18 protein-coding genes and 1 pseudogene are annotated in these 25,840 nt (G+C 69.6%); 13 read left to right on the top strand and 6 right to left on the bottom strand.

Going from position 1 to position 25,840, the window contains the following annotated elements:
• Nucleotides 1-79 precede the first annotated feature (79 nt).
• From GTY56_RS13625 to GTY56_RS13615, 3 genes are all read left to right on the top strand, one after another.
• A complete protein-coding gene (locus GTY56_RS13625; RefSeq protein WP_161365578.1) occupies nucleotides 80-1,672 on the top strand; it encodes a sugar ABC transporter ATP-binding protein in 1,593 nt (530 codons plus the stop codon).
• A 2-nt stretch (nucleotides 1,673-1,674) separates the two neighbouring features.
• On the top strand, nucleotides 1,675-2,718 hold the full coding sequence (locus GTY56_RS13620) for an ABC transporter permease (protein ID WP_161365576.1): 1,044 nt from the start codon (nucleotides 1,675-1,677) through the stop codon (nucleotides 2,716-2,718).
• 83 nt (nucleotides 2,719-2,801) lie between these two features.
• Nucleotides 2,802-3,503 (top strand): FCD domain-containing protein, encoded by a 702-nt coding sequence (locus tag GTY56_RS13615; protein WP_161365574.1) that lies wholly within the window; start codon nucleotides 2,802-2,804, stop codon nucleotides 3,501-3,503.
• A gap of 295 nt (nucleotides 3,504-3,798) precedes the next feature.
• On the opposite strand, the gene GTY56_RS13610 is transcribed toward GTY56_RS13615, so the two are convergent.
• Entirely contained in the window at nucleotides 3,799-5,565 is a 1,767-nt protein-coding gene (locus tag GTY56_RS13610; protein WP_161365572.1) for an alpha-L-fucosidase, read from the bottom strand.
• A gap of 483 nt (nucleotides 5,566-6,048) precedes the next feature.
• Here GTY56_RS13610 and GTY56_RS13605 point away from each other — a divergent pair, with 483 nt between their 5' ends.
• The gene (locus tag GTY56_RS13605; RefSeq protein ID WP_161365570.1) at nucleotides 6,049-6,996 is read left to right on the top strand and encodes an expansin EXLX1 family cellulose-binding protein; all 948 of its coding nucleotides are present in this window, start codon (nucleotides 6,049-6,051) and stop codon (nucleotides 6,994-6,996) included.
• A 175-nt stretch (nucleotides 6,997-7,171) separates the two neighbouring features.
• Here GTY56_RS13605 and GTY56_RS13600 read toward each other — a convergent pair whose 3' ends face one another.
• A complete protein-coding gene (locus tag GTY56_RS13600; RefSeq protein ID WP_161365568.1) occupies nucleotides 7,172-9,397 on the bottom strand; it encodes an MMPL family transporter in 2,226 nt (741 codons plus the stop codon).
• Between the two features lie 766 nt (nucleotides 9,398-10,163).
• Between GTY56_RS13600 and GTY56_RS13595 the strand changes: the two genes are divergently transcribed.
• Genes GTY56_RS13595 through GTY56_RS13580 form a run of 4 tightly spaced genes read left to right on the top strand, consistent with a single transcriptional unit; the run spans nucleotide 10,164 to nucleotide 13,932 of the window.
• Entirely contained in the window at nucleotides 10,164-11,093 is a 930-nt protein-coding gene (locus GTY56_RS13595; RefSeq protein WP_161365566.1) for an ABC transporter ATP-binding protein, read from the top strand.
• Nucleotides 11,093-11,926: a phosphatidylglycerol lysyltransferase domain-containing protein gene (locus tag GTY56_RS13590; protein WP_161365564.1), complete on the top strand. Its 834-nt coding sequence runs from the start codon at nucleotides 11,093-11,095 to the stop codon at nucleotides 11,924-11,926. The genes GTY56_RS13595 and GTY56_RS13590 overlap by 1 nt, the downstream gene beginning before the upstream one ends.
• A gap of 24 nt (nucleotides 11,927-11,950) precedes the next feature.
• Entirely contained in the window at nucleotides 11,951-13,267 is a 1,317-nt protein-coding gene (locus tag GTY56_RS13585) for a sensor histidine kinase (RefSeq protein WP_161365562.1), read from the top strand.
• The gene (locus tag GTY56_RS13580; protein WP_033307962.1) at nucleotides 13,264-13,932 is read left to right on the top strand and encodes a response regulator; all 669 of its coding nucleotides are present in this window, start codon (nucleotides 13,264-13,266) and stop codon (nucleotides 13,930-13,932) included. The genes GTY56_RS13585 and GTY56_RS13580 overlap by 4 nt, the downstream gene beginning before the upstream one ends.
• Before the next feature lie 427 nt (nucleotides 13,933-14,359).
• Here GTY56_RS13580 and GTY56_RS13575 read toward each other — a convergent pair whose 3' ends face one another.
• On the bottom strand, nucleotides 14,360-15,025 hold the full coding sequence (locus GTY56_RS13575) for a TetR/AcrR family transcriptional regulator (RefSeq protein ID WP_346345480.1): 666 nt from the start codon (nucleotides 15,023-15,025) through the stop codon (nucleotides 14,360-14,362).
• A gap of 287 nt (nucleotides 15,026-15,312) precedes the next feature.
• Between GTY56_RS13575 and GTY56_RS13570 the strand changes: the two genes are divergently transcribed.
• Nucleotides 15,313-16,527, top strand: a complete 1,215-nt coding sequence (locus tag GTY56_RS13570) for an oxygenase MpaB family protein (RefSeq protein ID WP_161365558.1) — start codon at nucleotides 15,313-15,315, stop codon at nucleotides 16,525-16,527.
• Between the two features lie 109 nt (nucleotides 16,528-16,636).
• Nucleotides 16,637-18,145, top strand: coding sequence for an MFS transporter (locus GTY56_RS13565; RefSeq protein ID WP_161365556.1), 1,509 nt, complete (start codon nucleotides 16,637-16,639; stop codon nucleotides 18,143-18,145).
• A 123-nt stretch (nucleotides 18,146-18,268) separates the two neighbouring features.
• Here the strand turns inward: GTY56_RS13565 and GTY56_RS13560 are convergent, their stop codons facing one another.
• Both GTY56_RS13560 and GTY56_RS13555 read right to left on the bottom strand, forming a co-directional pair.
• A complete protein-coding gene (locus tag GTY56_RS13560; protein ID WP_161365554.1) occupies nucleotides 18,269-19,900 on the bottom strand; it encodes an RICIN domain-containing protein in 1,632 nt (543 codons plus the stop codon).
• A gap of 219 nt (nucleotides 19,901-20,119) precedes the next feature.
• Nucleotides 20,120-22,417: a ricin-type beta-trefoil lectin domain protein gene (locus GTY56_RS13555; protein WP_202510115.1), complete on the bottom strand. Its 2,298-nt coding sequence runs from the start codon at nucleotides 22,415-22,417 to the stop codon at nucleotides 20,120-20,122.
• 971 nt (nucleotides 22,418-23,388) lie between these two features.
• Between GTY56_RS13555 and GTY56_RS13550 the strand changes: the two genes are divergently transcribed.
• Both GTY56_RS13550 and GTY56_RS13545 read left to right on the top strand, forming a co-directional pair.
• Complete coding sequence (locus tag GTY56_RS13550) at nucleotides 23,389-23,745, top strand: EthD domain-containing protein (protein WP_346345479.1); 357 nt, start codon at nucleotides 23,389-23,391, stop codon at nucleotides 23,743-23,745.
• Nucleotides 23,746-23,904: 159 nt separating this feature from the next.
• Complete coding sequence (locus GTY56_RS13545) at nucleotides 23,905-24,555, top strand: TetR/AcrR family transcriptional regulator (RefSeq protein ID WP_161365552.1); 651 nt, start codon at nucleotides 23,905-23,907, stop codon at nucleotides 24,553-24,555.
• A gap of 171 nt (nucleotides 24,556-24,726) precedes the next feature.
• Here GTY56_RS13545 and GTY56_RS13540 read toward each other — a convergent pair whose 3' ends face one another.
• Nucleotides 24,727-25,032, bottom strand: a complete 306-nt coding sequence (locus GTY56_RS13540; protein ID WP_161365550.1) for a barstar family protein — start codon at nucleotides 25,030-25,032, stop codon at nucleotides 24,727-24,729.
• 284 nt (nucleotides 25,033-25,316) lie between these two features.
• Here GTY56_RS13540 and GTY56_RS41575 point away from each other — a divergent pair.
• Nucleotides 25,317-25,550, top strand: a pseudogene (locus tag GTY56_RS41575) (STAS domain-containing protein); the annotation flags it as partial.
• Nucleotides 25,551-25,840 lie beyond the last annotated feature (290 nt).

Here is a 25,840-nt window from a genome sequence, read left to right as displayed (position 1 = left end):
CCGGGTTCCGGGTCGGTTCCTTCCTCCGCGGTCCCCGATCCCCTGTCCCCACCATCCGTACCGAAGGACGGTATCCACCATGGCGGACACCGCCATCACCGCGGCGAGCGGCCCTGGAACCAGGGCCCCGGTTGCCGAGGCGACCGGCGTCAGCAAGCGGTTCGGCGCCACCGTCGCGCTGCGCGACGCCCGCATCAGCATCGCCGAGGGCGAAGCGCACGCCCTGGTGGGGCGCAACGGCGCCGGCAAGTCGACGCTCGTGTCGATCCTCACCGGTCTCCAGCAGCCCGACACGGGTTCACTGCGCTTTTCCGGCGGGCCTGCGCCCGCCTTCGGCGACATCGACGTCTGGCGCTCGAAGGTCGCCTGCGTCTATCAGCGGTCCACCGTCATCGGTGACCTGACCGTCGCCGAGAACCTCTTCCTGAACCGGCAGAGCGACGGCCCGCTGCGCCCCATCCGCTGGAAGCAGCTCCGGCAGCGTGCGGAGGAACTTCTCGGCGAGTACGGCGTGGCCGTCGACGCCGCAGCGCGGGCCAGGGACCTGACCGTCGAACAGAGGCAGTTCGTGGAGATCGCCCGCGCGCTGTCCTTCGGCGCCCGTTTCATCATCCTGGACGAGCCCACCGCGAAGCTCGACGCCCGCGGCATCGGCCGCCTCTTCGACAAGCTGCGCGACCTCCAGGAGCAGGGCGTCGCCTTCCTCTTCATCTCGCACCACCTGCAAGAGGTGTACGACCTCTGCACCACCGTCACGGTCTACCGCGACGCCGCCCACATCCTCACCGCACCCGTCGCCGAACTCGGTCATCGCTCCCTCGTGGAGGCCATGACCGGCGAGGCCGCCTCCGCGGCCGCCGGCCCCGCGAGCGCGCCCATGACCGCACCGGCCGTCGGGGCGGAGCTGCTGCGCATCGAGGACCTGACCGTGCCCGGCGCCTGCGAGGACCTCTCCCTCTCGGTGCGCGCCGGCGAGGTGATCGGACTCGCCGGCGCGACGGCCAGCGGCAACGTCCAGGTGGGCGAGACAGTAGCCGGACTGCACCGCGCCGGCGCCGGCCGGATCACGGTCGGCGGCAGAGTCGTGCGCACCGGCAGTGTGCCGTCCGCCCTGGCCGCCGGAGTGGGTTTCGTCCCCGAGGACCGCCATCTGCAAGGGCTGGTCAGCCACCGCAGCGTGGCGGAGAACGCGACGCTCACCGTCACCGACCAGCTCGGCCCGTACGGCACCGTCCTGCCCGCCCGCACCAGGACCTTCGCCCAGCGCATGATCCAGGACCTCGACATCAAGACCCCGGCGGCCGCCACCCCGGTCTCCGCGCTCTCCGGCGGCAACCAGCAGAAGGTCGTCGTCGCCCGCGCCCTGGCCACCGATCCGCACGTGCTGGTGGCCATCCGCCCCACCAACGGCGTCGACGTCAAGTCCAAGGAATTCCTGCTCGGCAGGATCCGGCGGGCAGCCGACGAGGGCAAGGCCGCCCTGATCGTCTCCGACGAACTGGACGACCTCCGGGCGTGCGACCGGCTCGTGGTCATGTTCCACGGACGGGTGGTCGCCGAGTTCGACCGTGGTTGGAAGGACGAGCACGTCGTCGCCGCCATCGAGGGCGTCGCCGACACCACCCCATCCGCCGCGTCCGCGGCGTCCGGCACCCACCAGCACGGAAGGTAGACATGTCCGCCACCACAGATGTCACGGAGCCCGCACCGGGCACGACGGCGCCGGCCGCGGTGGACACCGCCCGGCGCCGGCTCGACCTCGGCCGCTTCCGTGAGCTGTCCCTGGTCCCCGCCATCCTCGTCCTCGGCCTGATCGGGTTCATCGTCTCGCCGGCCTTCCTGACCGCCGACAACCTCATCGGCGTGGCCCAGCAGTCCACCGAACTGAGCCTGCTCGTCCTCGCCACCGCGCTCATCCTCATCTGCGGGCGCATGGACCTGTCCCTGGAGTCGACCATCGGCGTGGCCCCGGTCATCGCCGTGTGGCTCGTCCTGCCGACGACCGGTGGGCGGTTCACCGGGCTCGGGCTCTTCCCCGAGTGGACGGCCCTACCGCTGTGCCTCCTGGTGGGCGTGGCCATCGGCGTTCTGAACGGCTTCCTCATCCTCAAGCTGCGCCTCAACGGTTTCATCGTCACCCTCGGTGGACTGACCATGCTCCGCGGTCTCCAGGTCGCCCTCTCGGAGGGCCAGTCCATCGTGGAGCTGCCGTCCTCCTTCACCTACCTGGGCAAGGCGTCCTGGCTCGGCGTACCGGCCGCCATCTGGATCTGCGCGGTGCTGTTCGCCGCGGGGGGCAGCGCGCTGGCCTGGCTGCGGCACGGACGGGCGCTGTACGCCATCGGCGGCAACGCGGAGGCGGCACGCACCGCCGGTGTCCGCGTCGACCGGATCGTGTGGGCCGTCCTCATCCTCGGCAGCCTGCTGGCCGCGTTCGCCGGCATCCTCTACAGCGGCCACTACGGCTCGATCTCCGCCACCCAGGGCAGCGGCTGGATCTTCCAGGTCTTCGCCGCCACCGTCATCGGCGGGGTCAGCCTCAACGGCGGCCGGGGCTCCGTCTTCGGCGCCCTCACGGGCGTCCTGACACTCCAGCTCGTCGTCAACGTCATGACCCTGGCGGGCGTACCGGCGCTGTGGAACCAGTTCCTGAACGGCGCCATCATCATCGTCGCCCTGATCATCTCCCGCTTCGCCTCCGGCGAGAAGCAGGAGTAGCGGTCGCCCGCGCGGCTCCACCCCGGCCCGGGCGCCGAGAGGCGGAGCCGCCCTCGTACATCCCTGTACAGGAAGGCACGCCCGTGGCACTCACCGACGAGGCGATGGACAAGATCAAGGCGATGATCGTCGCCGGCGAACTGGTGCCCGGCTCCCGCCTGCCCAAGGAGGAGATCCTCGCCGCGCAGCTGGGCCTGTCCCGCAACTCGCTGCGCGAGGCGGTCCGCGCGCTGACCGCGATGCGCATCCTCATGGTGCGGCAGGGGGACGGCACCTACGTCTCCAGTCTGGAGCCCCATCTCCTCCTTGAGTCGCTCTCCTTCGCCTCGGACGTCTCCCAGGGGCGGACCGCCCTGCAACTGCTCCAGGTGCGCAGGCTCCTGGAACCGCAGGCGACCGGGCTGGCCGCCGCCTTGCTGACACCCGAGGACCTGCGGGAACTCGGCGACATCCTGGAGCGGTCGAAGTCGGCCGCCACGGTCGAGGAGTTCATCGCGCACGACATCGCCTTCCACGCGAGAATCGTCGAAGCCGTCGGCAATCCGGTGCTGTCCATGCTGCTGCGCGTGCTGTCCACCCGCACCCAGCGAGTACGCATCGTCCGGGGCAGCCAGGGCCGGCGCACCGTGGACAACGCGCGTCGGGAACACGACCAGATCCTCGATGCGCTGCGGGCACGCGACGCCCTGCTGGCCGCCTCGGCCGCGACGGTGCACATCACCGCCGTCGAGCAGTGGCTCGCGGCCAGCCTGAGCGAGACGCACGAGGAGTCTCCCGGCGACTGACCGCTCCCGCCCCCCGTTCTCCCGCCGCCGCCCGACGCCCCTTCCCCTGCCGGTCGGGCGGCGGCGGGTCAGTCATGCCCGGACCCGGGCGGCAGAACGGGAGTGCCTCGGCGCAAGGCGCGACGGCCAGGTGTCCCGCCGTGACATGGGGACGCGGACCGGGACTTCGCCGAGTGCCGTGGCGGCGTGGTTCAGTCTGCCGGCCGGGGACACCTGCCTGTTCCAGAGCCGCCGTCAGGACGGCATGCGTCCGCCCCCGAGCGGATACCCGGGGGGCGGACGGGCGAAGAGGTGGTCAGCTGACGCGGTTCACGGCCCACCTCTGCGTCGCCCCGGTGCCCGGAGTCCACTGGACGACCGGATTCCCCTCGTTGGTGGTGTTGGCGTTGTCCAGTGCCAGCCCGCTGTGCCGGTTGACGAGCCGGAACTCACCGTTGCCCAGTGCGGTGACGGCCCACTGCTGCCGGTGACCGCCACTGTCGGTGCGCTGTACGACCGTCGTTCCCGGGGCGGTGCTGTTGTTGTCGTCGAGTGCCTTTCCGCTGTGGACGCTGACCAGCTTGTAGTAGCCGTGCTCCATGTTCGTCACCGTCCACCGCTGTGTGGTGCCGGTGTTCTGGGTCCACTGGACGACCTGGTTGCCCTCGGCGGTGGTGTTGGAGTTGTCGAGCGCCTTGCCGCTGTGGGCGCTGATCAGGCGGTAGACGCCGTTCGCGAGGACGGCCGGCATGCCGGTGACCTCGACGCAGACCACCGAGTCGCTGGCGTTGGGCGCGGTGGTCGGCACACTGACGTTGATGGTGCCGCCGCTGACGGTGTAGGAGAGCGACGCCGAGGGGTTGTTCAGCAGGTAGACACGGTTGATGGTGTTGTGAACGGCCGGGATCTGGAGCGTGCCGCCCGTGGGCCAGTTGAAGACGTGGGCGAAGAGCTTGCCGTTCTTCTTGGTGATTCTGCCCCAGGACGGTTCGGTGGCGAAGGGGCTGCCACTGGTGCCGTGGATGCTGTCGGCGTGGACGCTCATCCAGGACGCCATGCCGTTGAGGACGTTCACGGACTCCGGGGTCACGCTGCCGTCGCCCTTGGGGCCGATGTTGAGCAGGTAGTTTCCGTCACGGGAGACGATCGTGACCAACTCCTGGATGTGGGTCGTGACCGAGCGGTAGTGCACCCTCTCGTCGTTGTAGCCCCATGCCCAGTTCATGGTGGCGCAGGCTTCCCAAGCCCGTTCCATCGGCGTCTCGGGGATGCCGAACTCCGCCACCGCGTAGTCGCCGAGACCGAGGTCCCGCCTGATGCGTTCGTTGATGACGAGGCCGGGCTTGCGGGCGATCAGCCAGTTGTACAGATCCTGGCCGTCGGACGGGGACCACCAGTCGCACCAGTCGCCGTCGAACCACAGGAGGGACGGGTCGTAGCGGTCCAGCAGTTCCTGCAGATGGCCCTTCATGTCGTTGATGTAGCCGGTGCGGGCCGTCGCGGAGGCCATGGACGTGGACCAGTTGCTGGGGGTGCACGTCTGGGAGGGGTGGTTCCAGTCCATGATCGAGTAGTAGAGCCCGAACTTGATGCCCCGGTTCAGGCACTCGGTCCGCAGAGCTGCCAGCAGATCGGGCTGGAAGTTGTTGTAGTCGCGCAGGTTGTACTGCTTGGTGCCGGTGACGTCCTTGAAGCCGGCAACGTTGGAGTCCCACATCGCGTAGCCCTCGTGGTGCTTGGCGGTGATCACGAGGTACTTCATGCCGGCGTTCTCGGCCAGCTCGGCGATCTGGGCGGCGTTGAAGTTGGCCGGGTTGAAGGGCGTGGTCACCTGGTTCTGCCAGTCGGTCTTGCTCCACCCCTTGTCGCTGAAGGCCCACTCGCCGTCGCCGAGGTAGGAGTAGGACCCGAAGTGGATGAACATTCCGAACCTGGCCTGGTACCACCAGTCCAGCTTCGAGGGGAGCGAGTACGCCGAGGCGGTGGAGGGCCACAGGGCCTGCGGCAGCCCGAAGGCGACAGCTCCTCCGGCGAGGGTGGCGGCCTTGAGAAGCGAACGTCTGCTGAGCGGCGGGGTGGACATGAAGCGGCTCCTTGAGGTGTCGACAGGGCACCGGGGGAAGGCGAACGTGGCAGATGCCCGGAGGACTTCGTGGGGCAACGGCTCGGCCGCTGCGGGGGCGGGGGCTGAAGAGGTTGGACGGACTCGACTGCCGGGCCCGAGGAGCGGAGCACAGTCGCCGTGCTGCCGACACCCCCGACTGACATCGGATGTATTAATAGGCCTGGAGCCGCAGCGTGTCCAGAGTTACGGGCAAATTACCAAGTGAAGGCGGCTTCATCCGCACGTCCCTCAACCGGATAGCATGCAAAGCATCCGATGTAAGGGGCGTCATCGACCGCATGCGACATGCGTCGACCGATGGGTTGCTCGGGACCCCCGGGATCGCCCAGGTGTCGCCCAGGTCATGGTTCATGCGTTCAGCGAGAAATCGTCGGCAACCTTTTCGCTTCCCGCGGTCACCGAGCAGTGGACACCAGCTCGATCTTCCGGAACGGACAGGCGATGAACACACCAAGGCAGGCCGCGCGGCAGCGCAGACGCAGACGCACGCTCTTCATGGGCGCCACGGTGGCGTTGACCGCCGTGAGCGTTCTCGCCTACCTGCTCATGGGATCGTCACCCGACCACACCGCGGATGCAGGACCTGCCGCGGCCTCCCCCCGCGCCACCGCACAGAAGAAGGCGGCCACCGCCACCGAGTCGGGTGTTCCGAGCCCCACGGCGAGCCCGAGCGGCTCCCCCAGCCCGAAGGCCTCCCCGGCCACCACGACAGCCAAGCCCTCACCCAAGGACACCCCGCGGCCCCCGCGGGAGACATCCACCACGCCTCCGTCAGCAGGACGGATCAAACCCGGCACGACCTACCAGGGCGTCGCCACCGCCTACAAGGCCGGAGTCGGGGACGGCGCCTGTCTCTTCGGTCCGAGCCCCGACCTCATGGTCGCGGCCATGAACACCACCGACTACGAGACGTCCAAGGCATGCGGCGCGTATGTTCTCGTCCGCGCCGCCAACGGCAGGTCCGTCACGGTGCGGATCACCAACGAATGCCCCCTGCCCTGCGCACCCGGACAGATCGACCTCAGCGAAGAGGCCTTCGCGAAACTCGCCGACCTCAAGCTCGGCCGGCTCCCCATCACCTGGAGCCTGGTCAGCCCGAGCACGGTCGGCACGATCTCCATCAGGTACAAGACCGGGTCCAGCCGGCACTGGTGTGCCATCCAGGCGATCGACCACAGAAATCCGGTCAGGGGGCTGGAGGTCCGCGGCGCAGGCGGCTGGCGGCAACTGCCCCGCACCGCCTACAACTACTTCGTCTCCGCCGACGGCAGCGGGTGCGGCGGAGCGATCAGAATCACCGACATCTACGGCGAACAGCTCACCGTCTCGGGACTCACGGTGCGGCCGAACGTCGTCCAGCCCACCCAGGTCCAGTTCGCCCGGCACTGAACCGACCGCCCGCCCAAAGCCACCAAGGGTTCCCTCGACGTGCTGATGGCATGGGCGACGGCCGGCACCGGGCGGCCGAGTGTTCCGGACCGTGACGACGCAACGCGCCGCGCGACGAACCGGGCGGCTGCACAGCGTCGCTGTGCAGCCGCCCGGGGCCGGGACGCTACCCGGCTCAGGACACCGGCTCGGGCACCGACGCGGGCTCGGGCGCAGAGGCGGCCTCGCTGTGCTGCGATACGGCTTTGTGCAGCCGTGTGCCCTCGACGTCGAGGTCGGGCAGGATGCGGTTCAGCCAAGCGGGCAGCCACCAGGCGTGTCGTCCGGCGAGGGCGAGGACGGCCGGGACCAGGGTCATGCGGACGGCGAAGGCGTCGACGGCCACGCCGACGGCCAGCGCGAAGGCGATGGGCTTGATCAGGGCGTCGTCGAGGGGGAAGAAGCCGGCGAAGACGGTGAACATGATCAGGGCGGCCGCGGTGACGACCCGTACGCTGTGCCGCGCGCCGTGGATCACCGACCCGCTGGCCGCGCCGGTGTGGACCCACTCCTCCCGCATCCCGGAGACGAGGAACACCTCGTAGTCCATGGCGAGTCCGAACAGCACGCCGATCAGGATGATCGGCAGGAAGCTGACGACCGGACCGGTGTGGTCCAGGCCGAAGGCGTCCGCCAGCCAGCCCCACTGGAACAGGGCGACGACCATGCCGAGCGCGGCGCCGACCGACAGCAGGAATCCGACGGCGGCCTTGAGCGGGATCAGCAGCGAGCGGAAGACCATGGTCAGCAGGATCAGGCTCAGGCCGACGACGATCGCCATGAACGGCAGCAGGGAGTCACTGAGCCGGTTGGAGACATCGATGTTGACGGCGGTCGTTCCGGTGACCGCGATCCTCGCTCCGGTCGTCTCGCGGATGTCCGGAGCCACGGTCCGTATGTCGCCGACGAGGCGGCCGGTGCGGGCGCTGTCGGGGCCGGTCTCGGGGATGACCTGGATGACGGTCTGCGCGGGGTCACGTGTGGGCACGGGGGGCAGTACTGCCTTGACGCCCTTGAGGTCCCGCAGCTTCCGCGCGGCCTGGGCACCCGCCTGCGCACCCGGCCCCTTGTCGGTCTCGGTCAGCACCAGGAGCGGGCCGTTGAAGCCGGGGCCGAACTTGTCGCCGACCACGTCGTACGCCTTGCGTTCGGTGGAACTCACCGGGGCCGATCCGTTGTCCGGCAGGGCGAGACGCAGGTCCGCCGCCGGGAGCGCGAGCGCTACCAGGATGCCCGCGACGGCCAGGACGGTCAGCAGGGGCTTGGCGACGACCGCCCTCACCCAGCGGGCGCCCAGGGTCGCCCTTCCCTCGGATGCGCCGGGGTCGACGGCCCGCCGGGCCGCCTTGCTGCCCGGCTTGGGCGCCAGCCGGGCGCCGAGGAATCCGGTGAGAGCCGGAAGCAGGGTGATCGCGGCCAGGACGGCGACGAGGACGGCTCCGGCGGCGCCGAGGCCCATCGTGGTCAGGAACGGGATGCCGATGACACTGAGGGCGGCGAGGGCGATGATCACCGTGCTGCCGGCAAAGACGACCGCGCTGCCGGCGGTGCCGTTGGCCAGCGCGATGGACTCCTGCGGGTCGGTTCCGCGGGCGAGTTGCTGGCGGTGGCGGGAGAGGATGAACAGGACGTAGTCGATGCCCACGGCCAGACCGAGCATCAGCGCGAGCGTGACGGCCGTGGAGGAGATGCTGAACGCCGGGGTGAGCGCGAGCAGCCCGGTCAGTCCCACCGCCACCCCCAGCAGCGCGGGCAGCAGCGACATGCCCGCGGCGAGCAGGGAACCGAACGTGACGACGAGGACGAGGAGGGCGACGCCGACGCCGATGATTTCCGACGGGCCGATGTGGACACCCTTGCTGCCGTAGACGCTGCCGCCCACAAAGGCTTTGAGGCCCTTCCTCTCGGCCGCCTTGGCCGCCTGTTCGACCGCGTCCAGGGAGGAGGCGCGCACCTCGGGCTGCTGCACGGAGTACTGCACCTGCACGATCGCGGTGGTCCGGTCGGCCGAGACGGCGCCGGAGGTGGTGGGGCCTATGACGGCGCTGACCTGGGGCGCTTTGGAGGCTGCTGCCTCGGCTCCGGCGATGGCCGCCGTATAGGGAGCGTCGGTGACGCGATGGCCCTCGGGAGCGGTGAAGACGATCTGGGCGGCGGCTCCTGATGCCTCGGGCAGCGTCCTGCCGAGCGTGTCCAGGGCCCGCTGGGACTCGGTCCCCGGCACAGTGAAGCGGTCGTCGAGCTTGCCGCCGAAGACGCCGACGCAGGTGATGAGCGCGGCCAGGACCGCGAGCCAGATGCCGAGCACCAGTTTGCGGTGGTGGTAGGCACTTCGGCCCAGCCGGTGGAGCAGGACAGCCATGACGAACTCCCAAGGTCGGTAGGGGCTCCCGGACGCCTCGACAGGGACGCCGGTCGAGCAGTGGGCGGGTCGGCTCACACTGCCGAGCGGTTGTGGGCATGGAAGGGCGGTCCAGTGCCGCATGTCGACTCGGAGCCGCCTGTGCAACCGACTTTATCACTCGCTCAAGTCGAACGCACAAGTCCTTTGTGTGATCCGACTCAGCTCCCCCTGCTTGGCCACCTGAACAGCTACTCCTTCCGGGTCGGTGGCCCACGTCGATCGACATGGGCCACCGACCTTGTCGTACGAGAACGTCACTTGGAGGGTGAGCGGCGGGCGTTACGGATCCAGGATCAGGGCCACCGGTTCGAGCGCCGCTTTCGCTCCCGGAAAGCCGACCGCCGCGACGGCCAGACCGAAGCGGGTCATCCTGACGCGCCCCGGCCAGGCGGCCCGTTCGGCCGGCAGGGCGACGACAGCGGTAGCCGTCGACTGCGTCGCGGCTACGATCCCTGCGCCGGAGTGCGGCCGTGGCGGGACCCGGATGAAGCGCGCGCGGGGTGCGCGTCCTGCGGCTGATCGGTGGGCGGCCGCAGACCAGCGCCCATCCGCCGGCGCGTCATACCTGAGGCGTACCGGTGATCGGCGCCGAGTGGACCCGCGGTACCACTCGGTCGATCAAGTGTCCCCCCTGGTCCCAGGGTTCGGGCGGGCCGCGCTCCTAACGTCGACTGCGCAGGTCGCGGCGCTCGCCCGGCCCAGTCCGAGGGAAAGGCCCACTCCCATGATCGAAGCGCGTGAGCTGACCAAACGGTACGGCGACAAGACCGTCGTCGACGCGTTGAGTTTCACCGTCAAGCCCGGTGAGGTGACCGGCTTCCTCGGCCCCAACGGTGCCGGCAAGTCCACCACCATGCGCATGATCGTCGGTCTGGACGCCCCCACCAAGGGCTCGGTCACCGTCAACGGCACGTCGTACGCGAAGCACACGGCACCGCTGCATGAGATCGGCACCCTGCTGGAGGCCAAGTCCGTCCACCCCGGTCGCAGCGCGTTCAACCATCTGATGGCGCTTGCGTACACGCACGGCATTCCGCGCCGCCGGGTCGACGAGGTCATCGAACTGGCCGGGCTGTCCAGCGTGGCCGACAAGCGGGTGGGAGCCTTCTCACTCGGCATGGGCCAGCGGCTCGGCATCGCGGCGGCCCTGCTCGGCGACCCCGCGATCGTCATGCTCGACGAGCCGGTCAACGGCCTTGACCCCGAGGGCGTGCTGTGGGTACGCAATCTGCTGCGCTCGCTGGCCGACGAGGGCCGGGCGGTCATGCTCTCCTCGCACCTGATGAGCGAGACGGCGATGATCGCCGACCACCTGGTGATCATCGGCCGTGGGCGGCTGCTCGCGGACACGACCGTCGACGACTTCACCCGGGAGGCGAGCGGAGGCGGCGTGAAGGTCGTCACCGCCGAGGCCGGCAGGCTGCGCTCGCTGCTGGCGGACCCGGACGTGACGATCTCCTCCTCGTCCGCCGAGGAACTCCTGGTCTCCGGACGCGACGCCCGGGAGATCGGGCGGATCGCGGCCGAGCACGGGGTGGCACTGTACGAACTCACCCCGCAGGCCGTCTCGTTGGAGGCGGCGTTCATGGACCTCACCAGGGACGTCGTCGAGTACCAGAGCCATCCCGTCGAGACCGAGCGAAAGGCAGCCTGATGACTGTCACCGAACTTTCCCCCACTCGGGCGGGTACCCGGGTGTACAAGGTCACCGGTCCGCGGGTGCTGCGCGCGGAGTGGGCCAAGTTCTGGTCCCTGCGCTCCAGTTGGATCACCCTCGCCGTCGCCGTGGTCCTGCTGATCGCCCTCGGCTCGATCGCCTCCGCCACCTTCAGCCCCGACGCGGCCTCCCAGGACGGACCGCCCGGACCCGGCTCCGGCGAGCAGGACGCGGTCAGCCTCGCCCTGCTCGGGGTGACCTTCGCGTCGCTGGCCGTCGGCGTGCTCGGCGTCCTGCTGTCGGCCGGTGAGTACACCACCGGCATGATCCGCTCCACCCTCACCGCGGTTCCCCGCCGCCTGCCCGTCCTGTGGACCAAGGCCGCAGTGCTCGGCGCCGTCATCCTGGTCCTGACCACCCTCGGCGCCCTGGCCGCATTCCAACTGGGCACCCTGGGCCTGGACGACGAGAAGATCGCCCTGTCCCTGGGCGACGACGGTGTGCTGCGCAGCCTGGCCGGTGCCGGCCTGTACCTCGCCCTGGTCGCCGTCGCGGGTGTGGCCCTGGGCGTGCTGCTGCGTTCCAGCGCCGGGGCGATCGCGGTCCTGGTAGGCGTCCTGCTCATCCTCCCTGGCCTGGCCTCCCTGCTGCCCGACTCCCTCTACGACAACGTCAACCCCTACTTCCCCAGCAACGCGGGCTCGGCGATGTACGCCCTGCACGAGTCCTCCGACGCCCTCTCCCCGGGAGCGGGACTCGCCATCTTCGCAGGGTGGGTGGCCCTCACCCTCGCCGCCGCCGCATGGCGGCTCCTCAAGAGCGACGCCTGAGCGGCGGTGCGAGACAGTGGGATCATGAGACAGGCCCCCGCGACCATCGCCCGGGGGGCGGCCACCACGCCGTCCCCCGGGCTCGCCGACGCCTGGGCACACCCTCTCCTGGGCCGGATACTGCGCGGTCGGAGCGCCCGACGCCGACTGGACCAGCGGCATCCGTGGGTGCTCGACACCGCGGTCGTCCTCGTCGTCGCCCTGCTCAGCCTCCCCGATCTGCTGTCCCACAGTCGCCACGGCCCTTTCGGGGACACGACGGACCGCAGCCACTTGCCCACACCGGTGCTGGTCGCCTTCGCCGTCGCACTCGTCGTACCGCTGTGGTGGCGCCGCAGGACCCCGGCGATCACGTACTGGGTGATCTCCGGCGTGTTGCTGGCCCAGTGGTCGCTGGGGGTGTGGCCGCAGACCGGCATGGCCGCGCTCGTCGCCCTCTACAGTCTTGCCCTGCACGGATCACTGCGCGTGCTCGGTTGGGCCGCCGCCTTCACCGCGGCCGATCTGTCCCTGGCGGTCGGGGTGCTGGCCCCTGTCGAGCATCCGTTCCTCGGTCTCTTCTTCCTGCTGGGCACGGCTACGGCGGCCATCGCCATCGGTCTGACGCTACGGATCCGCCGCCTCTACCTCGCGGCACTGGAGGACCGGGCCACCCGGCTGGAGATCGAGCAGGACCAGCGCATCCGGCTCACCACCGCCGCCGAACGCACCCGCATCGCCCGCGAGATGCACGACATCGTCGGTCACAACCTCTCCGTCATGGTCAGCGTCGCCGACGGCGCCTCCACTCTCGCCGCCAACCGCGGCGAGACGTCCGCCGACGCCCTGCGCATCCTCGCCGACACCGGCCGCCAGGCGATGAGCGAGCTCCGGCGGGTCCTCGGTGTGCTGCGTGAGGAGCGGGGACATGAACAGGACGAACAGCTGCTCGGCCCGCAGCCCGGCATCCGGGACCTGGACGCGCTGCTGACACGCGTGCGAGCGGCGGGGCTGCCCGTAACCTACCGGACCATGGGCGACCTCGACGCCCTCGGCAGCGGCGTTCAGCTCACCGTGTACCGCATCGTGCAGGAAGCCCTCACCAACACCCTCAAACACGCCGGCCCGGGTGCCACGGCCGACGTCACCGTCACCAAGGAGACCGACACCGTGCACATCAAGGTGGCCGACACCGGCGCAGCCGCCGGGGCACGGTCCGGTGACGCCGGGCACGGTCTCGTCGGCATCCGCCAGCGGGCCGCCATGTATGGCGGCACCGTCACCCTCGGCCCGCCTGCCACCGGCCACGGCTGGCTCGTGGACGTCGTCCTGGACGTCCCCCCGGGAGATCATCAGCCATGACCACCGTCCTCATCGCCGACGACCAGCCCCTGCAACGCATGGGAGTGCGCATGCTTTTGGAGGGCACTCCCGGCCTGACCCCGGTCGGCGAGGCGGCACACGGCGCCGAGGCCGTCCGCATGGCCGCCGAACTGCGCCCCGACGTCGTCCTCATGGACATCCGCATGCCCGGCATGGACGGCATCGAGGCCACCCGTCGCATCATCGCCGCCGGCGGCCGCACCCGTGTCCTCATCGTCACCACCTTCGACCTCGACGAGTACGCCTACGAAGGCCTGCGCGCAGGCGCCGGCGGCTTCCTGCTCAAGGACGCACGCCCCGAGGAACTCGTCGCCGGTATCCACGCGGTTGCCACGGGCGACGCCGTCGTCTCCCCCCGCCTCACCCGTCGCCTCCTGGACGCCTACGCCCACCGGGTCCTGGCCCCCGCGGACAGCCCACCCGCCGAGGACCCCCGCCTGAAGACCCTCACCGATCGCGAACGGGAAGTCCTCGTCGCCATCGGCAAGGGCTGGAACAATACCGAGATCGCCGAGCGTCTCGTCCTGACCGAATCCACCGTCAAGAAGCACGTAGGCCGCGTTCTCGCCAAGATCGGCGCCCGCGACCGCATCCAGGCGGTCATCACGGCGTACGACTCCGGTCTGGTCAGAGCCAAGTCGTAGCCGGCCGAGACCTGCCACGGGCCGCTCGGAGCCGTCAGCCGCGGGCCGGAGCGGACGTCGGCATCCGGTGAGCGGCGCAACTGCTCGCGTGGCACCCGCTCGATGTCCCACTCGGCGAACGGTTCCTGCACGGATACCCGAACCGCTGGTCACCGGTGCCAGTGGCCTGCGGAGGGGGACGGCTGTCGCACCGAAGTACCTGACGCCGGTGACCGCCGCGTTGCAGGTGTCGGAGATCGGCACGCGGTGACCGCCACCGACGGCGGATCCGGACGGTGGCCGACGCCGTCCGTGCCGAGCGGGGACGGTGTCGCCCTCTGGGGGGCGAAACGGCCGTCGGGTCCAGCTGCGGCAGATCGACCCGGCCGAACTGTGCAGCGGTCCTGCGAGAGCTCCCGCAATGCGCCGGACAGGCCGCCGGCCGAGCTCACCGGTCCCTCGGTGCACCCGTCGCGAGGAGTCCGTTGACCACGAGCGTCGCCATCACCTCCGCCGTGTCCGTGAGCTGCTGCGACGAAGCGGGTTCGGGTCGGCCGAGGCGCCGCGCCAGAGGACCCTCCACCATTCCCGCGACGGGCGGGACGACGGCGAAGAACAGCACGTCCATCGGAATGGGGGCCATGCGCCCAGAGGCGACGAGCCGTTCGATGCTGGGCGTCATGAGCTGCAGGACCGGAGCGACGAAACGCTCGTACAGATAGTCCAACCGTTCGGTGTCCCGTGACGACTCGTCGACGAAGACGCGTCCGATCAACGGCGTGTCCGCCGCGGTGCGGTAGAAGCCGGTGATGATCTGGCGCAGCCGCTCGGCGTCGTCGATCCCGGAATCCATCTGTGGCAGGCGCTCCAGTTGCAGCTCCAGCGCATGGTCCATGACCGCCCGCCAGAAGGCCGCCTTCGACCCGTACCGGTCGTTGATGAAATTGTGGCTGACGCCCAGGCGGCGGGCCAGTTCACGTGCGGAGGCACGGTCGTAGCCCAGCTCCGCGAAGGCTTCGAGGCCCCGCTGGAGGATGTTCTCCTCCCCGGGCACCGCCGGAGTGCCGGCACCGGGGCGCCCCGGCCGCCGGACGGACTCGGTTCGTGCTCCCACCACTGCCTCCAAGACTGCTGGTTCGTGCCTGCGCGGCGTGCACCTCACAGGGTCATGCGTCGGTGAGTCCTCGTTCTCGTCCCGAAGTGACCTTTCTCGACTGCCTGCCAGGTTTGCCCGCAGCCCGGCTCCGGGCTCACGAGAAGAGCTTACTTGACACCCGTCAGATTGCTACTAATCTGACAGGTGTCAGAGGGTGTTCGCGCGGACACCCCGCCGCCCCGACCGGCTCGGGGAACCGAGTGCGTCCGACGCCCCGGTCGCACCCTCTCGGAAGTGAGAGCCACATGACCGCGAACCACACTCCCCACCCTCCGTCCGAACGAGTGATCGACCTGGAAGCCGTGGGCCGCCGGCCCTCCATGGAGGCAGACCGCAGGGCGCCGCTGCTCACCGCCGGGGATCCGCTCGCCGATGCCGTCATCGCCGAGCTGGACCTCTACGGCGCCAAGGCACGGCAGGCTCTCGACAGCGGTCTGAGGAAGGGGCTGGCAGGCCTCGACGAGCGGCCCCCGGAAGCAGTCGCGGCGCTGCTGAAGCACGTGGAGACGACCCCTTCCCGGGTCGACCCCCTGATGCTCCATCGCGGCGACGCCGTGAGTCTGTCCGTGCCGCCCCTGTGGTTCGGTCTCTGCGTGATCACCGGTGCGCTGGCCCACACCTGCACCTCCCCCGCCACGGCACGGCTGCTGATACCGACCGACAGGCCGATGCCCACCGTTTCGCGCCGGCTCACGGAGACCGGGGTGTGGGCGCGGCAGGCCATCCGGCCGGGCGGGCTGCTGCGCGGAGGGCCCGGGTATGTGGCCACCGTCGACGCCCGGCTGCGACACGCCCGCATGCGGGCCGCGTCCCTCAGCGACCGGGAGACGGGCATCCCGGGCCTGCCGGTCGGTCAGCTCGACTTGGCACGCACCTGGCTCGGCTTCACCCTCACCGGCTTCCAGGCCCTGACGGCCGTCGGTATCGAGATCACCGCCGAGGAGGAGAGCCGCCTCTATCAGTACTGGTCTTACGTCGCCCATCTCCTGGGGCTCGACGAGAGCCTGTACAAGGACGTCGCCGACCACGCCGGCGCCCGCCGTCTGCACGACCTGCTGAGCACCATGACGGCAGCACCCGATGACGCCTCACGCGCTGCGGCAGCCGCCATGATCGGCGCACAGGCCCGTGCCACGGCTCACGCGCCGGGCGCGGTCCTGTCCGAGGAGCAACTGGAAGACCTCATCCGCTGCGTGCTCCGCCAGTCCCTCGGGATCACCGCAGCGGACCGGCTGGGCATCCGCGACGTCCCCGCCGCGACCGACCTCATGCCGCTGATCAGCACCCTGAACCGCCAGGCCCGGTACTGGCAGACCTTCTCCCCCGCATCGGCCCGGGCGGCCCGCCGACAGGCCGCCGAAGAGCCCGGGACCGCATCCGAACCGATCGCGGCTGTTCTTCCTCTCGGCGTCGCTCTCCAGCACGCGGGAGTCCAGCGCTCAGGTACGCCGGCGGCCTGAGGGCTGCGCGATCACCGACCGCATCAATGACGAGCTCCAACGAAGCAGCCGTCCGCATCACACCCCCGCACGTTCCTCCTCCTTGCCCACGTTTTCTGGAGACTTCGTCATGGCACAAACCTCCCTCGGCACACCGGCCACGGCCCCTGTGTCCCCGCTCCCGTCCTCCGGCGCCCCACCTCGCCATCGGTGGTGGATTCTCACCGTCATCGCCGTGGCCCAGCTCATGGTGGTGCTCGACGCGACGATCGTGAACATCGCCCTGCCCTCGGCCCAGAAGGACCTGGGCTTCTCCGACGGCGACCGGCAGTGGGTCGTCACCGCCTACGCCCTCGCCTTCGGCAGCCTGCTGCTGCTCGGCGGACGCATGGCCGACCTCTTCGGCCGCAAGATCACCTTCTTGGTCGGGCTGGTCGGCTTCGCCGGTGCCTCCGCTCTGGGCGGCGCCGCGAACAGCTTCGAGATGCTGGTCACCGCACGCGCCGGCCAGGGCCTGTTCGGCGCCCTCCTCGCCCCGGCCGCGCTGTCGCTGCTGACCACGACGTTCACCGACCCCAGGGAGCGCGCCAGGGCCTTCGGTGTCTACGGCGCCATCGCCGGCGCCGGCGGTGCCATAGGTCTGCTGCTCGGTGGTGTGCTCACCGAGCACCTCGACTGGCGGTGGACCCTCTACGTCAACCTCGTCTTCGCCGGCGTGGCGTTTGTCGGAGGTGCCCTCCTTCTGAGCCGTACGGCCCGCGACAAGACCACCAGCCTCGACATCCCCGGCGCCGTCCTCGTCGGTGGCGGCCTGTTCAGCCTGGTCTACGGCTTCGCCGACGCCGAGAGCCACGACTGGAGTTCCCCGCACACCTGGGGCTGGCTGGTCGCCGGAGCCGTCCTGCTCACCGCGTTCACCGTGTGGCAGACCAGGTCCTCCCACCCCCTGCTGCCCCTGCGCGTGCTGCTCGACCGCAACCGCGGCGCCTCCTTCGTCTCCGTGCTGATCAGCGGCGCCGGTATGTTCGGCGTGTTCCTCTTCCTCACCTACTACCTTCAGCAGAGCCTCGGCTACACGCCCATCGAGACCGGGCTGGCCTTCCTGCCCATGACCGGCGCGCTCATGGTCACCTCCGCCCTCGCCACCAGCGTACTGATCCCCCGCATCGGCCCCAAGCCGGTGGTGCCGCTCGGCATGGGCCTGGCCGCCGCGGGCATGGTCTGGATGACCGCCCTCGACCTGCACAGCTCCTACGTCGGGGACATCCTGCCGACTCTGGTCGTGGTGGGTCTCGGCCTCGGCCTGGTGATGCCCCCTGCCATGAGCCTGGCCGTCGACGGCGTGGACGCCGAGCACTCCGGAGTCGCCTCCGCCACCGTCAACGCCATGATGCAGGTCGGCGGCTCGATCGGCACCGCCCTGCTCAACACTCTCGCCACCAGTGCCGCCACCGACTACCTGGCCGGCAAGGACCCCAGGAATACCGCCGTGCAGGCCCAGGCGGGCCTGGAGGCCTACTCCACCGCCTACTGGTGGTCAGCTGTCTTCTTCGGCGTCGGCCTGGTCATCAGCGTCATCCTCTACCGACGCGGCGTACCGGAGCAGGACCCGGATGCCGCCCCCGTCGTACACATGTGACATCCGGACAGGGGCCGGACCGACCTGGTAGCCCGGGTCGGTCCGGCCCTTCCGGCGCCCCTGTGTCGCCGGTCTTCTGCGGCAGCGCCGAGTAAGGCCCACCCGGACGATCTCCGACTCAGGTCACTGGCGCAGCATGGACAGATCGACGGCGTTCGCCATGGCCGCCATTCCGGCGTCGTTGGGGTGCAGATGATCCCCGCTGTCGTAAGCGGGCAGCATCCGGGCGTGGTTGTTCGGGTCCCGGATGACGGCGTCGAAGTCGACGACGGCGTCGAACGCGCCACTGGTGCGGATCCAGTTGTTCACAGTTGTCCGGATGCCGGCCTGTGCACTGTTCTGCGAGGAGTGGGGCAGCATGGTGCCGCCGATGATCCTCACGTCGGCGGCGTGTGCCTGCGCGATGATGTCCTGATAACCGGCGATCAGCTGGTCGGCGGTGAGGGAGGGGTTGTTGTTGATGTCGTTGATGCCCTCCATGAAGATCACGTTGCGTACGCCCGGCTGGCCGAGGGCGTCGTGGGCGAACCGGACCCTGGCGGCCAGGCCTTGGGGAGCCCAACCGGCGTCGGCGCGGACCATGTTGCCGCCGATGCCGGCGTTGGCGACAGCGAACCGCTGGCCGCCGCTCTCCGCCTGCAGCCGGGCGGCCAGGCGGTCCGGCCAGCGCCGGTTGGCGTCGGAGGTGGTGCTGGCGCCGTCGGTGATGGAGTCGCCGAAGGCCACCACGGTTCCGGTGGTCACGGCGGCCGGCACGACGTCCACGCCCGACAGGTAGTGCCAGCTCCACATGGAGGTGCTGAAGTCGGTCGCGGCGTCCTCGCCGGCGTGGTTGCCCGTGCCGGCCGCCGACCGGTACGAGGTCTGGTAGGCGTCCCGGTGGAAGGTGGAGGCGCCGGTGTCGCCCCGCAGGTACACGCTCACCAGGAGGTCCTGCCCCGCGGTGACCGTCATCGCGATGACGTCGCTGGTGAGTTCCGCCCCGGCGGGGATGGTCGGGTTGCCGGACCTGCCGAAGGTCACGGTGCGGTGGGTGCCGGGTACCGCGGCCGCGCCGCTGGAGCGCACGGCCACATCGACGGCGCCGACGGACAGCGGCGTGGTGCTGCGCAGGTTGGACAGACGGATCCGCACTCCGGAACCGGCGACGCTTGTGCGGACGACCATCCGCAGTGTCTGCTCGGAGAAGGTCTCACCGCCGGCGGTCATGCTGGGGCCGAAGGCCACGACCCGGGGGCGTTCGGTGAGGGTCCACTGCTGGTTGGGGTTGCCGGTGCACGGCCACTGGATGAGCGCCGTGCCGTCGGCCGTGGAGTGGCCGGGGACGTCGAGGCACATCCCGCTGTTGACGGAAACGATCGAGGAGCCGCTGAAGGTCCAGCGCTGGTTGCTGTTTCCGGTGCACGTCCACTGGATGACTCGCGCTTCCGCCGTGGTGGACGCTCCGCTCACATCCAGGCACTTACCACTGTTGATGTTCACCAGCGAGAACGACCCGTCTCCGCCGTGGGCAACGGCCTGCCACAGCTGGCTCGGACCGCCGGAGGGGGTGTTCTGCACCACGGCTGCCGCGTCGGACGGCGAAGCCGACTGGACCTGTGCGTTCTTGCCGCTGTGCGCTGCGGTCAGCGCGTACACATGGCCGTCCTGCGGTCCGGTGGCGGCCGTGGCCGCGTCGGCCGGGACGAGCACCAGCCCTACGACGCCGAGTGCCGCGGCCCCGATGGAGGCCGTCCTGTTCCGAAACGCTCTCATGAGCCTGCTTTCATGTTGTGTTTCTCCTAGTGGGCACGCCGCGGGAACCGCCCGAGCCGCCGGAAGGGCCGGCTCGGGCGGAACCCCGGTCTTGCCCGATGTGGCGACTGCCGTGTCACCGGGGTGGGCGTCGGGCCTCGGGCTCCCGGCCGAAGGCGACCTTCCCCGCAAGGCGCCGAAGCCGCGGTCGCGCCGGCAGCAGCCGGTGTGCGGCTGGGATCAGCTCCGCGTCCACCGCTGGTTGGTATCGCCGTGGCACGACCAGAGCTGGGTCCCGGTGCCGTTCGCGGTGCGCCCCTCGACGGCATCGAGGCATAGCCCGGACTCGACTCCCACCACGGTGCCGTTCGCATGGACGGTCCACTGCTGGTTGCCGCCGCCGTTGCAGGACCAGATTTCCACGGGTGTGCCGTTGTGGGTGCCGTGGTCCTTCGCGTCCAGGCACTTGTCGCCGAAGACCCGCAGCTCCTTGGCCGAGGTCAAGGTCCACTGCTGGTTGTCACCGGCGTGGCAGTCCCACAGGTGCGTCAGGGTGCCGTTGGTCTCGTTGTAGCCCGGCACATCCAGGCAGCGGCCGGACGCGACGCCGACGACCTTCGTGGTCGACCCGATCGACAGGTTGTCGAACTGGCCCGTCTGTCCCTGGCTGTTGCCGTAGCCGGCCTGCCCCTCGGTGTAGGTGCTGTCGTTGACCGACCCCACCTTCACGCCGTCGATCCAGGCGGTGATCTTGTTGCCGTGGAAGCCCAGCCTCAGGTTGTGCCAGGAGTTGGTGCCCAGCGCGGTGACCGTACCGCTGGCCAGCGTGGTGAAGTTGTTGTCGGTGTCGTTGCGCAGGATGGACCAGGAACCCGTGTTGCTGACCCGCAGGTAGTAGCCGTTCAGGCCCTCCGGGCCGAAGGAGTGCTGCCAGGTGGCGCGGCCGATCAACTCGGTGAAGCCCGCACTCTCCAGCAGCACGTCGCTGGCGACCTGGTAGTCCTTCCAGCCCAGGTCGCCGAAGAGTGCGTAGGGGTGTGACAGGGGCGCCCAGGTGATCGGCGCCTGGGCCGACATCTGGCGGACGCACTTTCCGGAACGTCCGCCCCCGCAGCCGACGACCTCGTAGGCGCCCTGCTGGTCCTGGACGTACTTCGCCTGGGTGCCGGTCGCGTAGCTGTCGTAGGAGTCGGCGTACGGCAGTGCCAGAGAGCCCTTCGCCGGACTGACGGCGGTGCCCTTGCCCTGCCCTGTCGTGGTGGTGATGGTGTAGACGTACCCCGGCTGGACGGTGAGCGAGTAGGTACCCCCGGAGGGAGTGATGTCGCTGCGGCGCACCATCGCGGTCGAGGAGTCGGTGGAGTTGACGTTGGTCGACCAGACGTGGACGGTCCCGGTGGACAGGCCGCCGGCCACTGTGAAGTCGAGTGTCTGCGCCGTGGAGGCCTGGGTGGTCTCGATGATGGTGCTGTAGTCGCGGTTGTTGGTCGACTTGAGGGTGACGTAGCTGCCGTTGGAGGCGCTGCCTCCGATGTAGCCGGTGGAGCTGTCGAGGTACTTCCAGCCCGGCGAGGTGAACTGGGTGGTCTGAGCGGTGACCCACAGGCTCTGGCCCGTGGAGTACCAGCCGGACCAGGGCTGGTTGGCGACCATCAGACCCGTCGTCGCATAGGGCAGGTTGGGCGTCATGGCGCCGATGAGCGGCCAGTTGATGGTCGCGGTCATCCTGCCGTCGATGTAGTCCCGGTTGTTCGCGCGAGCCATGGGTGCGGCGCCGCTGTTGTGGTCGTGCGAGCCGTTCTCACTGGCCCACAGCTGTTTGCCGGTTGCCTTGGCGTTGGCGGAGCTCGGGCAGGAGGTCTGGGGGGTGAGCCAGCCGCACGGGTAGTGGGCGCCGATGATGTCCACGGCGGAGGCGAACGTGGGGTCCGCCAGTATGTCGTTGGCGATGTCCCAGCTGTGGTCGTCCGAGCCCACGATCTTGACCGAGGAGTAGCCCTTCGCGTTGAGCGCCGACCGCAGGTTCTTGTACCAGCCGATGTTGTAGCCGCGCTCGTTCCAGCCGCCCAGGTAGCTGATGTTCAGGCCGTGCGACTTGGCACAGCCCAGCCAGGAGATCAGATAGTCGATCATGTCGGCGGTCCAGAAGTTGCCGCCGCCGATCCACCCCGGCGCACCCCAGGCGAGGCCGGCCAGCTTGATGTCGGGGTTGCGGGCGACCGCCTGCTCCATCAGCCAGAACTCATAGCCGACGTTGCAGTTGATCGTGCCTCTGGTGTGCTGGATGCTCGGCTCGGCGCCACTGGTCGAGTTGGTGTCGCCGCCGATCTCCGTCTTGAGGATCTGCAGATTGGCGCCGTGGTTGGGCTTGAAGAGGTAGTCCAGGATCTGGCTTCGCTGCGGCTCCGGGTAGTCGATCAGCAGTCTGCTGTTTCCCCCGCCACCGCTGATGGCACCGATGCCGTCGAAGGTACGCCCGCCCGAGGCGCCGTCGAGGGTGATTGACGTCGCGGCCTGGGCCGGGGCGGCGGCGAGCATTGATCCGATCATTGCGAGAACGAGCGCGCACACCATGGCGAGTGTCCGCGGTAGGCGGCGGTGCAGGCCGCGCCAAGTGGGCGGGTGTCCGTGGATCAGCATCCGTTTCTCCTCCGATTGTTTGTTCATGACGGATTTCATTGAAGAGAGAGGTGGGTGAATGAGCGCCACCTTGGCGCAACCAGCGCCTGAAGGGCGGAACTGCCCGCCTGACTGGGGTTGTTGCCCACCGCCCACGCACCCGTCAAAGCCTCGGACGCCGAAGGTGTGGGTGATCTTGTTCGGGTCGACGCTTCCGACAGAGCAGGTGGCGGCCGACGCGCCCCGCATGGCAGCCCACGTGAGACGGTCGGACAGAAGCCCTCCTCCCACTCCATGAACCCGCATCAAAAGATCCGATCTATCATGAGCACGGAAGAGAGCCACGATGGGTTCACAGTTCGTAGGACGGAGGTGGAGGACGCAGCAGCGAAGCCGTCGGGACATGCCCTGCACCAGCCGATCCAGGCCGTCCTTGGCCACTACTGGCGGGTGTAGGAGCCGGGAGGAGAGGAGGAGACGAATGCTCGCCGGCCAGCCTGAGGCGCCGACGCAGGACCGATGGGCCAGGTTGCCGTGTCGGTCGCTGCGCCGGACCCGGACAAGGGCGACCGGTGTGAGGGAGGAGCCGTACTCCCGGACATGCCACAGGCCGTGGAAGTCCTGGGTCTCCCCCGCAGGGAGGCCACGCCGACCGAGCCGTTCGTGGCGCGCTTCAACGGCAGAACGTCGGCGGCTGTCCGGGTGCCCCGTCCGCACCCACCGGGGGTGCGCCCTCTCCAACTCGCCTGACTGTTGCCCACGGGCGAAGCCCTTCTCGCCGAGGCAACTGCCCATCACGGACGATCCGCGGGTGCCGCCGCAAGCAGGCCCTGCTGACCCGTCCCGCGGTACTCATCGCCCCGCCGGCATCCGACGCAGGCGAAACCCCCGTGAAAGTACTCCACTTCGTGCACAAACCCGAAGGACCGGGCCGGGACGACGTCAGCGAGCGGTGGCAGGCCGCCCACGCAGCGGTGCTCAAGGCGGAGTCCCGGGAAAAGGTACTGCGGGGATACATCCGGCACCGGCAGGTGCCCGGGGCCGAGAGGGCGCTGCGCCATTTCGGTGCCGGCGGCGAACCCGCGTACACAGGAGTCGCCGCCGTGTACTACGACTCCCCGGAGGAAGCGCTGACCCACTTCCCCTCGTACGAGCGTTCACTGCGGGAGCTCTCCGCCGAGACCGGCGACTTCTACGACCCGTCCCGCTCGCTCGCCCTCTACAGCCGCGAGGTGACCATCTTCTGATCGGTCCCGCACTTCCGGGGGCTCGCAGGGCTTGGGTAGCTGGGCGGCGGCCTGGAAGAGTCACCGGTCGATGTCGAAGCCGATCGCCACCCTTCGACCTGCGTCGATGCGAGTTGTTCGAGTGACTCCTTCGAGCAATTAAGTCGGTAGGGTGGGCGCATGGCTCACGTCTCAGCGGCCGAACGCCGCCCTCAGTTGATCAAAGCGGCCATCGACCTCATGGCGAGAGAGGGAGTCGCTGCCGGCAGTACCCGTGCGATCGCCGCCGAGCTCGGCGTCGCGCAGGCCACGGTGCACTACACGTTCGGCACCAAGGAGGACTTGTACCGTGCGGTCATCCAGCACCTGACCCAGGAGATGGAGAATCAGGTGCGGCAGGCCGCACCTGACGGCGCCGGCTTCGAGGAAACCGTGGGAGTGCTCGCTTCCGCCCTGTGGCGCACGGTGCGCAACCAGCCGAAGAGCTATCAACTGCTCACCGAACTGACCATGTTCGCGCTCCGGTCGCCCCATCTCCGCGAGGCGCTCGAAACGCACAACCTCGGTGTCCTCAGCGTGACATCGGAGCTCGTGACGGACGCGGCCGACCGCGCAGGCCAGCAGCTCGCGCAGCCGGCGAGGACGATTGCGCGGTTCTTCCTCGCCGGATTCGACGGACTCGTGTTGCAGCACCTGACACACCCCGACGACGAGGCGGAACTCTCCTGTCTGCAGGCTTTGATCTCCTCCACGCTGGCCCTCGCCGGCGGTCGCATGGAGATGGTCGCCGTACCTCGTGATCTCGTCGAAGGAGATCTGTCGAGCGGTTGATCCGCCCCTGCGGGCTCGCTGGGCAGCGTGGGGTGTCATGCGGGGCAATGCGGCCCTGCATGGGCTCCGCAGCCGGGGGCGGGCCTGATTCCCTCCGTCCCGGGCGGCCCTCCACCTGGCGGCGATCCGGGCTGCCGCTGAGCCGGGGTAGCCGGCCCACCCGCGTGGTGGTCAGGACAGGTCGTGCACGACCAGTCGCGACTGCCGCCCCGCAAACGAGCTGCGCAGCGCCCGTGCCTCACGGTTCCGTGTTGCGAAGACTCCCTGTTTGTCCACGTGAACGACCAGAACGTCGTAGTTGTCGATGACCTCGGATATGCCCCGTGTCTGGATCGTGTCCCGCCAGGCATCCGTATTCCGGCCGAACCACTCTGGCAGTCCGCAGGGCTGGGTAACGGCGTCCCAGAAGTCATCGAGCGTCTCGATCGTCTGCCCCCGTAGGTCAACCACCAGCTCCGACTCTGTCTTCTTGGCCATCGCAGCAGAGTAACCAATCCTCATCCAGCAGGGCAGCGGTCCAAAGAGACAGGTTCCAGGCGTCCTGCTCGTCGGCTACACCGACTTCATCCTCACCGCACGAGCCTTCGCCGACCGCCGCGGGGACACGGACCCGGACAGGAACGCGCTCGACGCCGATCAGGAGTTCTTCGCACTGGCGCGGCCGGCTTCGGCGCGGGCGTGCTGCACGGCTTCCCGGTCAGCAGCAGCGCCGGCCGCACCGCGCCGGCCTGCTCCGCGGGCGCCGCAGCCAGGCATCCTCACTCCTCAACTCCGAGGGCGATGCCGAGGTCGACATCATCGCCCTGGACGCCGTCGACGCGCTCCGTCGCGAACTCACCGAGCGCGGCATCGTCTTCACCCTCGCCCGAGTCAAACAGGACCTGCTGCTGGACGACCTGACCGCGTACGGCCTCGCGGACGCCGTCGGCACCGAGCGGATCTTCCCCACCTTGCCAACGGCTGTGGCCGCGCACCGGGAGTGGCGCCGCGACCAGCAGGCCACTCCCAGGACGCGCGCTCGGCGACACATCTGCTTGCGGAGTGCCCGCGGACGCCGTCGTCGCTCGGCCCTGTCCACCGCAGCGCCGGACAGGGCCGAGAGGAGACCGTGCCCGCACCATCCGGCCCGGCCCGGGTGGGCCCGTGGGGCCGCTGTGCCCGAATCGATGGGGCCGTTCGGCCCCTCTTCGCCCAGCGCCGCCGAAACGTGGTCCGGTGCCTGCTACACAGAAGACGGTCGCCCCTTGGGTCGCGGCGCCCACCTCACCCCCACCCCACCAGTCTG

The sequence above is a fragment of the Streptomyces sp. SID5643 genome, assembly GCF_009872555.1.
In the GTDB taxonomy this organism is placed as follows: Bacteria; Actinomycetota; Actinomycetes; order Streptomycetales; family Streptomycetaceae; genus Streptomyces; species Streptomyces iakyrus.
Note: the sequence above shows the minus strand (reverse complement) of the source record. Positions and strands in the feature narration are given on the sequence as shown.

Coding starts and splice junctions, on each gene's coding strand:
- GTY56_RS13590 (WP_161365564.1), top strand. CDS start 11,093: ATGACTGTCACCGAACTTTCCCCCACTCGGGCGGGTACCCGGGTGTAC.
- GTY56_RS13570 (WP_161365558.1), top strand. CDS start 15,313: ATGACCGCGAACCACACTCCCCACCCTCCGTCCGAACGAGTGATCGAC.
- GTY56_RS13555 (WP_202510115.1), bottom strand. CDS start 22,417: ATGCTCGCCGCCGCCCCGGCCCAGGCCGCGACGTCAATCACCCTCGAC.
- GTY56_RS13540 (WP_161365550.1), bottom strand. CDS start 25,032: ATGGCCAAGAAGACAGAGTCGGAGCTGGTGGTTGACCTACGGGGGCAG.
- GTY56_RS13585 (WP_161365562.1), top strand. CDS start 11,951: ATGAGACAGGCCCCCGCGACCATCGCCCGGGGGGCGGCCACCACGCCG.
- GTY56_RS13580 (WP_033307962.1), top strand. CDS start 13,264: ATGACCACCGTCCTCATCGCCGACGACCAGCCCCTGCAACGCATGGGA.
- GTY56_RS13620 (WP_161365576.1), top strand. CDS start 1,675: ATGTCCGCCACCACAGATGTCACGGAGCCCGCACCGGGCACGACGGCG.
- GTY56_RS13610 (WP_161365572.1), bottom strand. CDS start 5,565: ATGTCCACCCCGCCGCTCAGCAGACGTTCGCTTCTCAAGGCCGCCACC.
- GTY56_RS13545 (WP_161365552.1), top strand. CDS start 23,905: ATGGCTCACGTCTCAGCGGCCGAACGCCGCCCTCAGTTGATCAAAGCG.
- GTY56_RS13625 (WP_161365578.1), top strand. CDS start 80: ATGGCGGACACCGCCATCACCGCGGCGAGCGGCCCTGGAACCAGGGCC.
- GTY56_RS13595 (WP_161365566.1), top strand. CDS start 10,164: ATGATCGAAGCGCGTGAGCTGACCAAACGGTACGGCGACAAGACCGTC.
- GTY56_RS13600 (WP_161365568.1), bottom strand. CDS start 9,397: ATGGCTGTCCTGCTCCACCGGCTGGGCCGAAGTGCCTACCACCACCGC.
- GTY56_RS13560 (WP_161365554.1), bottom strand. CDS start 19,900: ATGAGAGCGTTTCGGAACAGGACGGCCTCCATCGGGGCCGCGGCACTC.
- GTY56_RS13605 (WP_161365570.1), top strand. CDS start 6,049: ATGAACACACCAAGGCAGGCCGCGCGGCAGCGCAGACGCAGACGCACG.
- GTY56_RS13565 (WP_161365556.1), top strand. CDS start 16,637: ATGGCACAAACCTCCCTCGGCACACCGGCCACGGCCCCTGTGTCCCCG.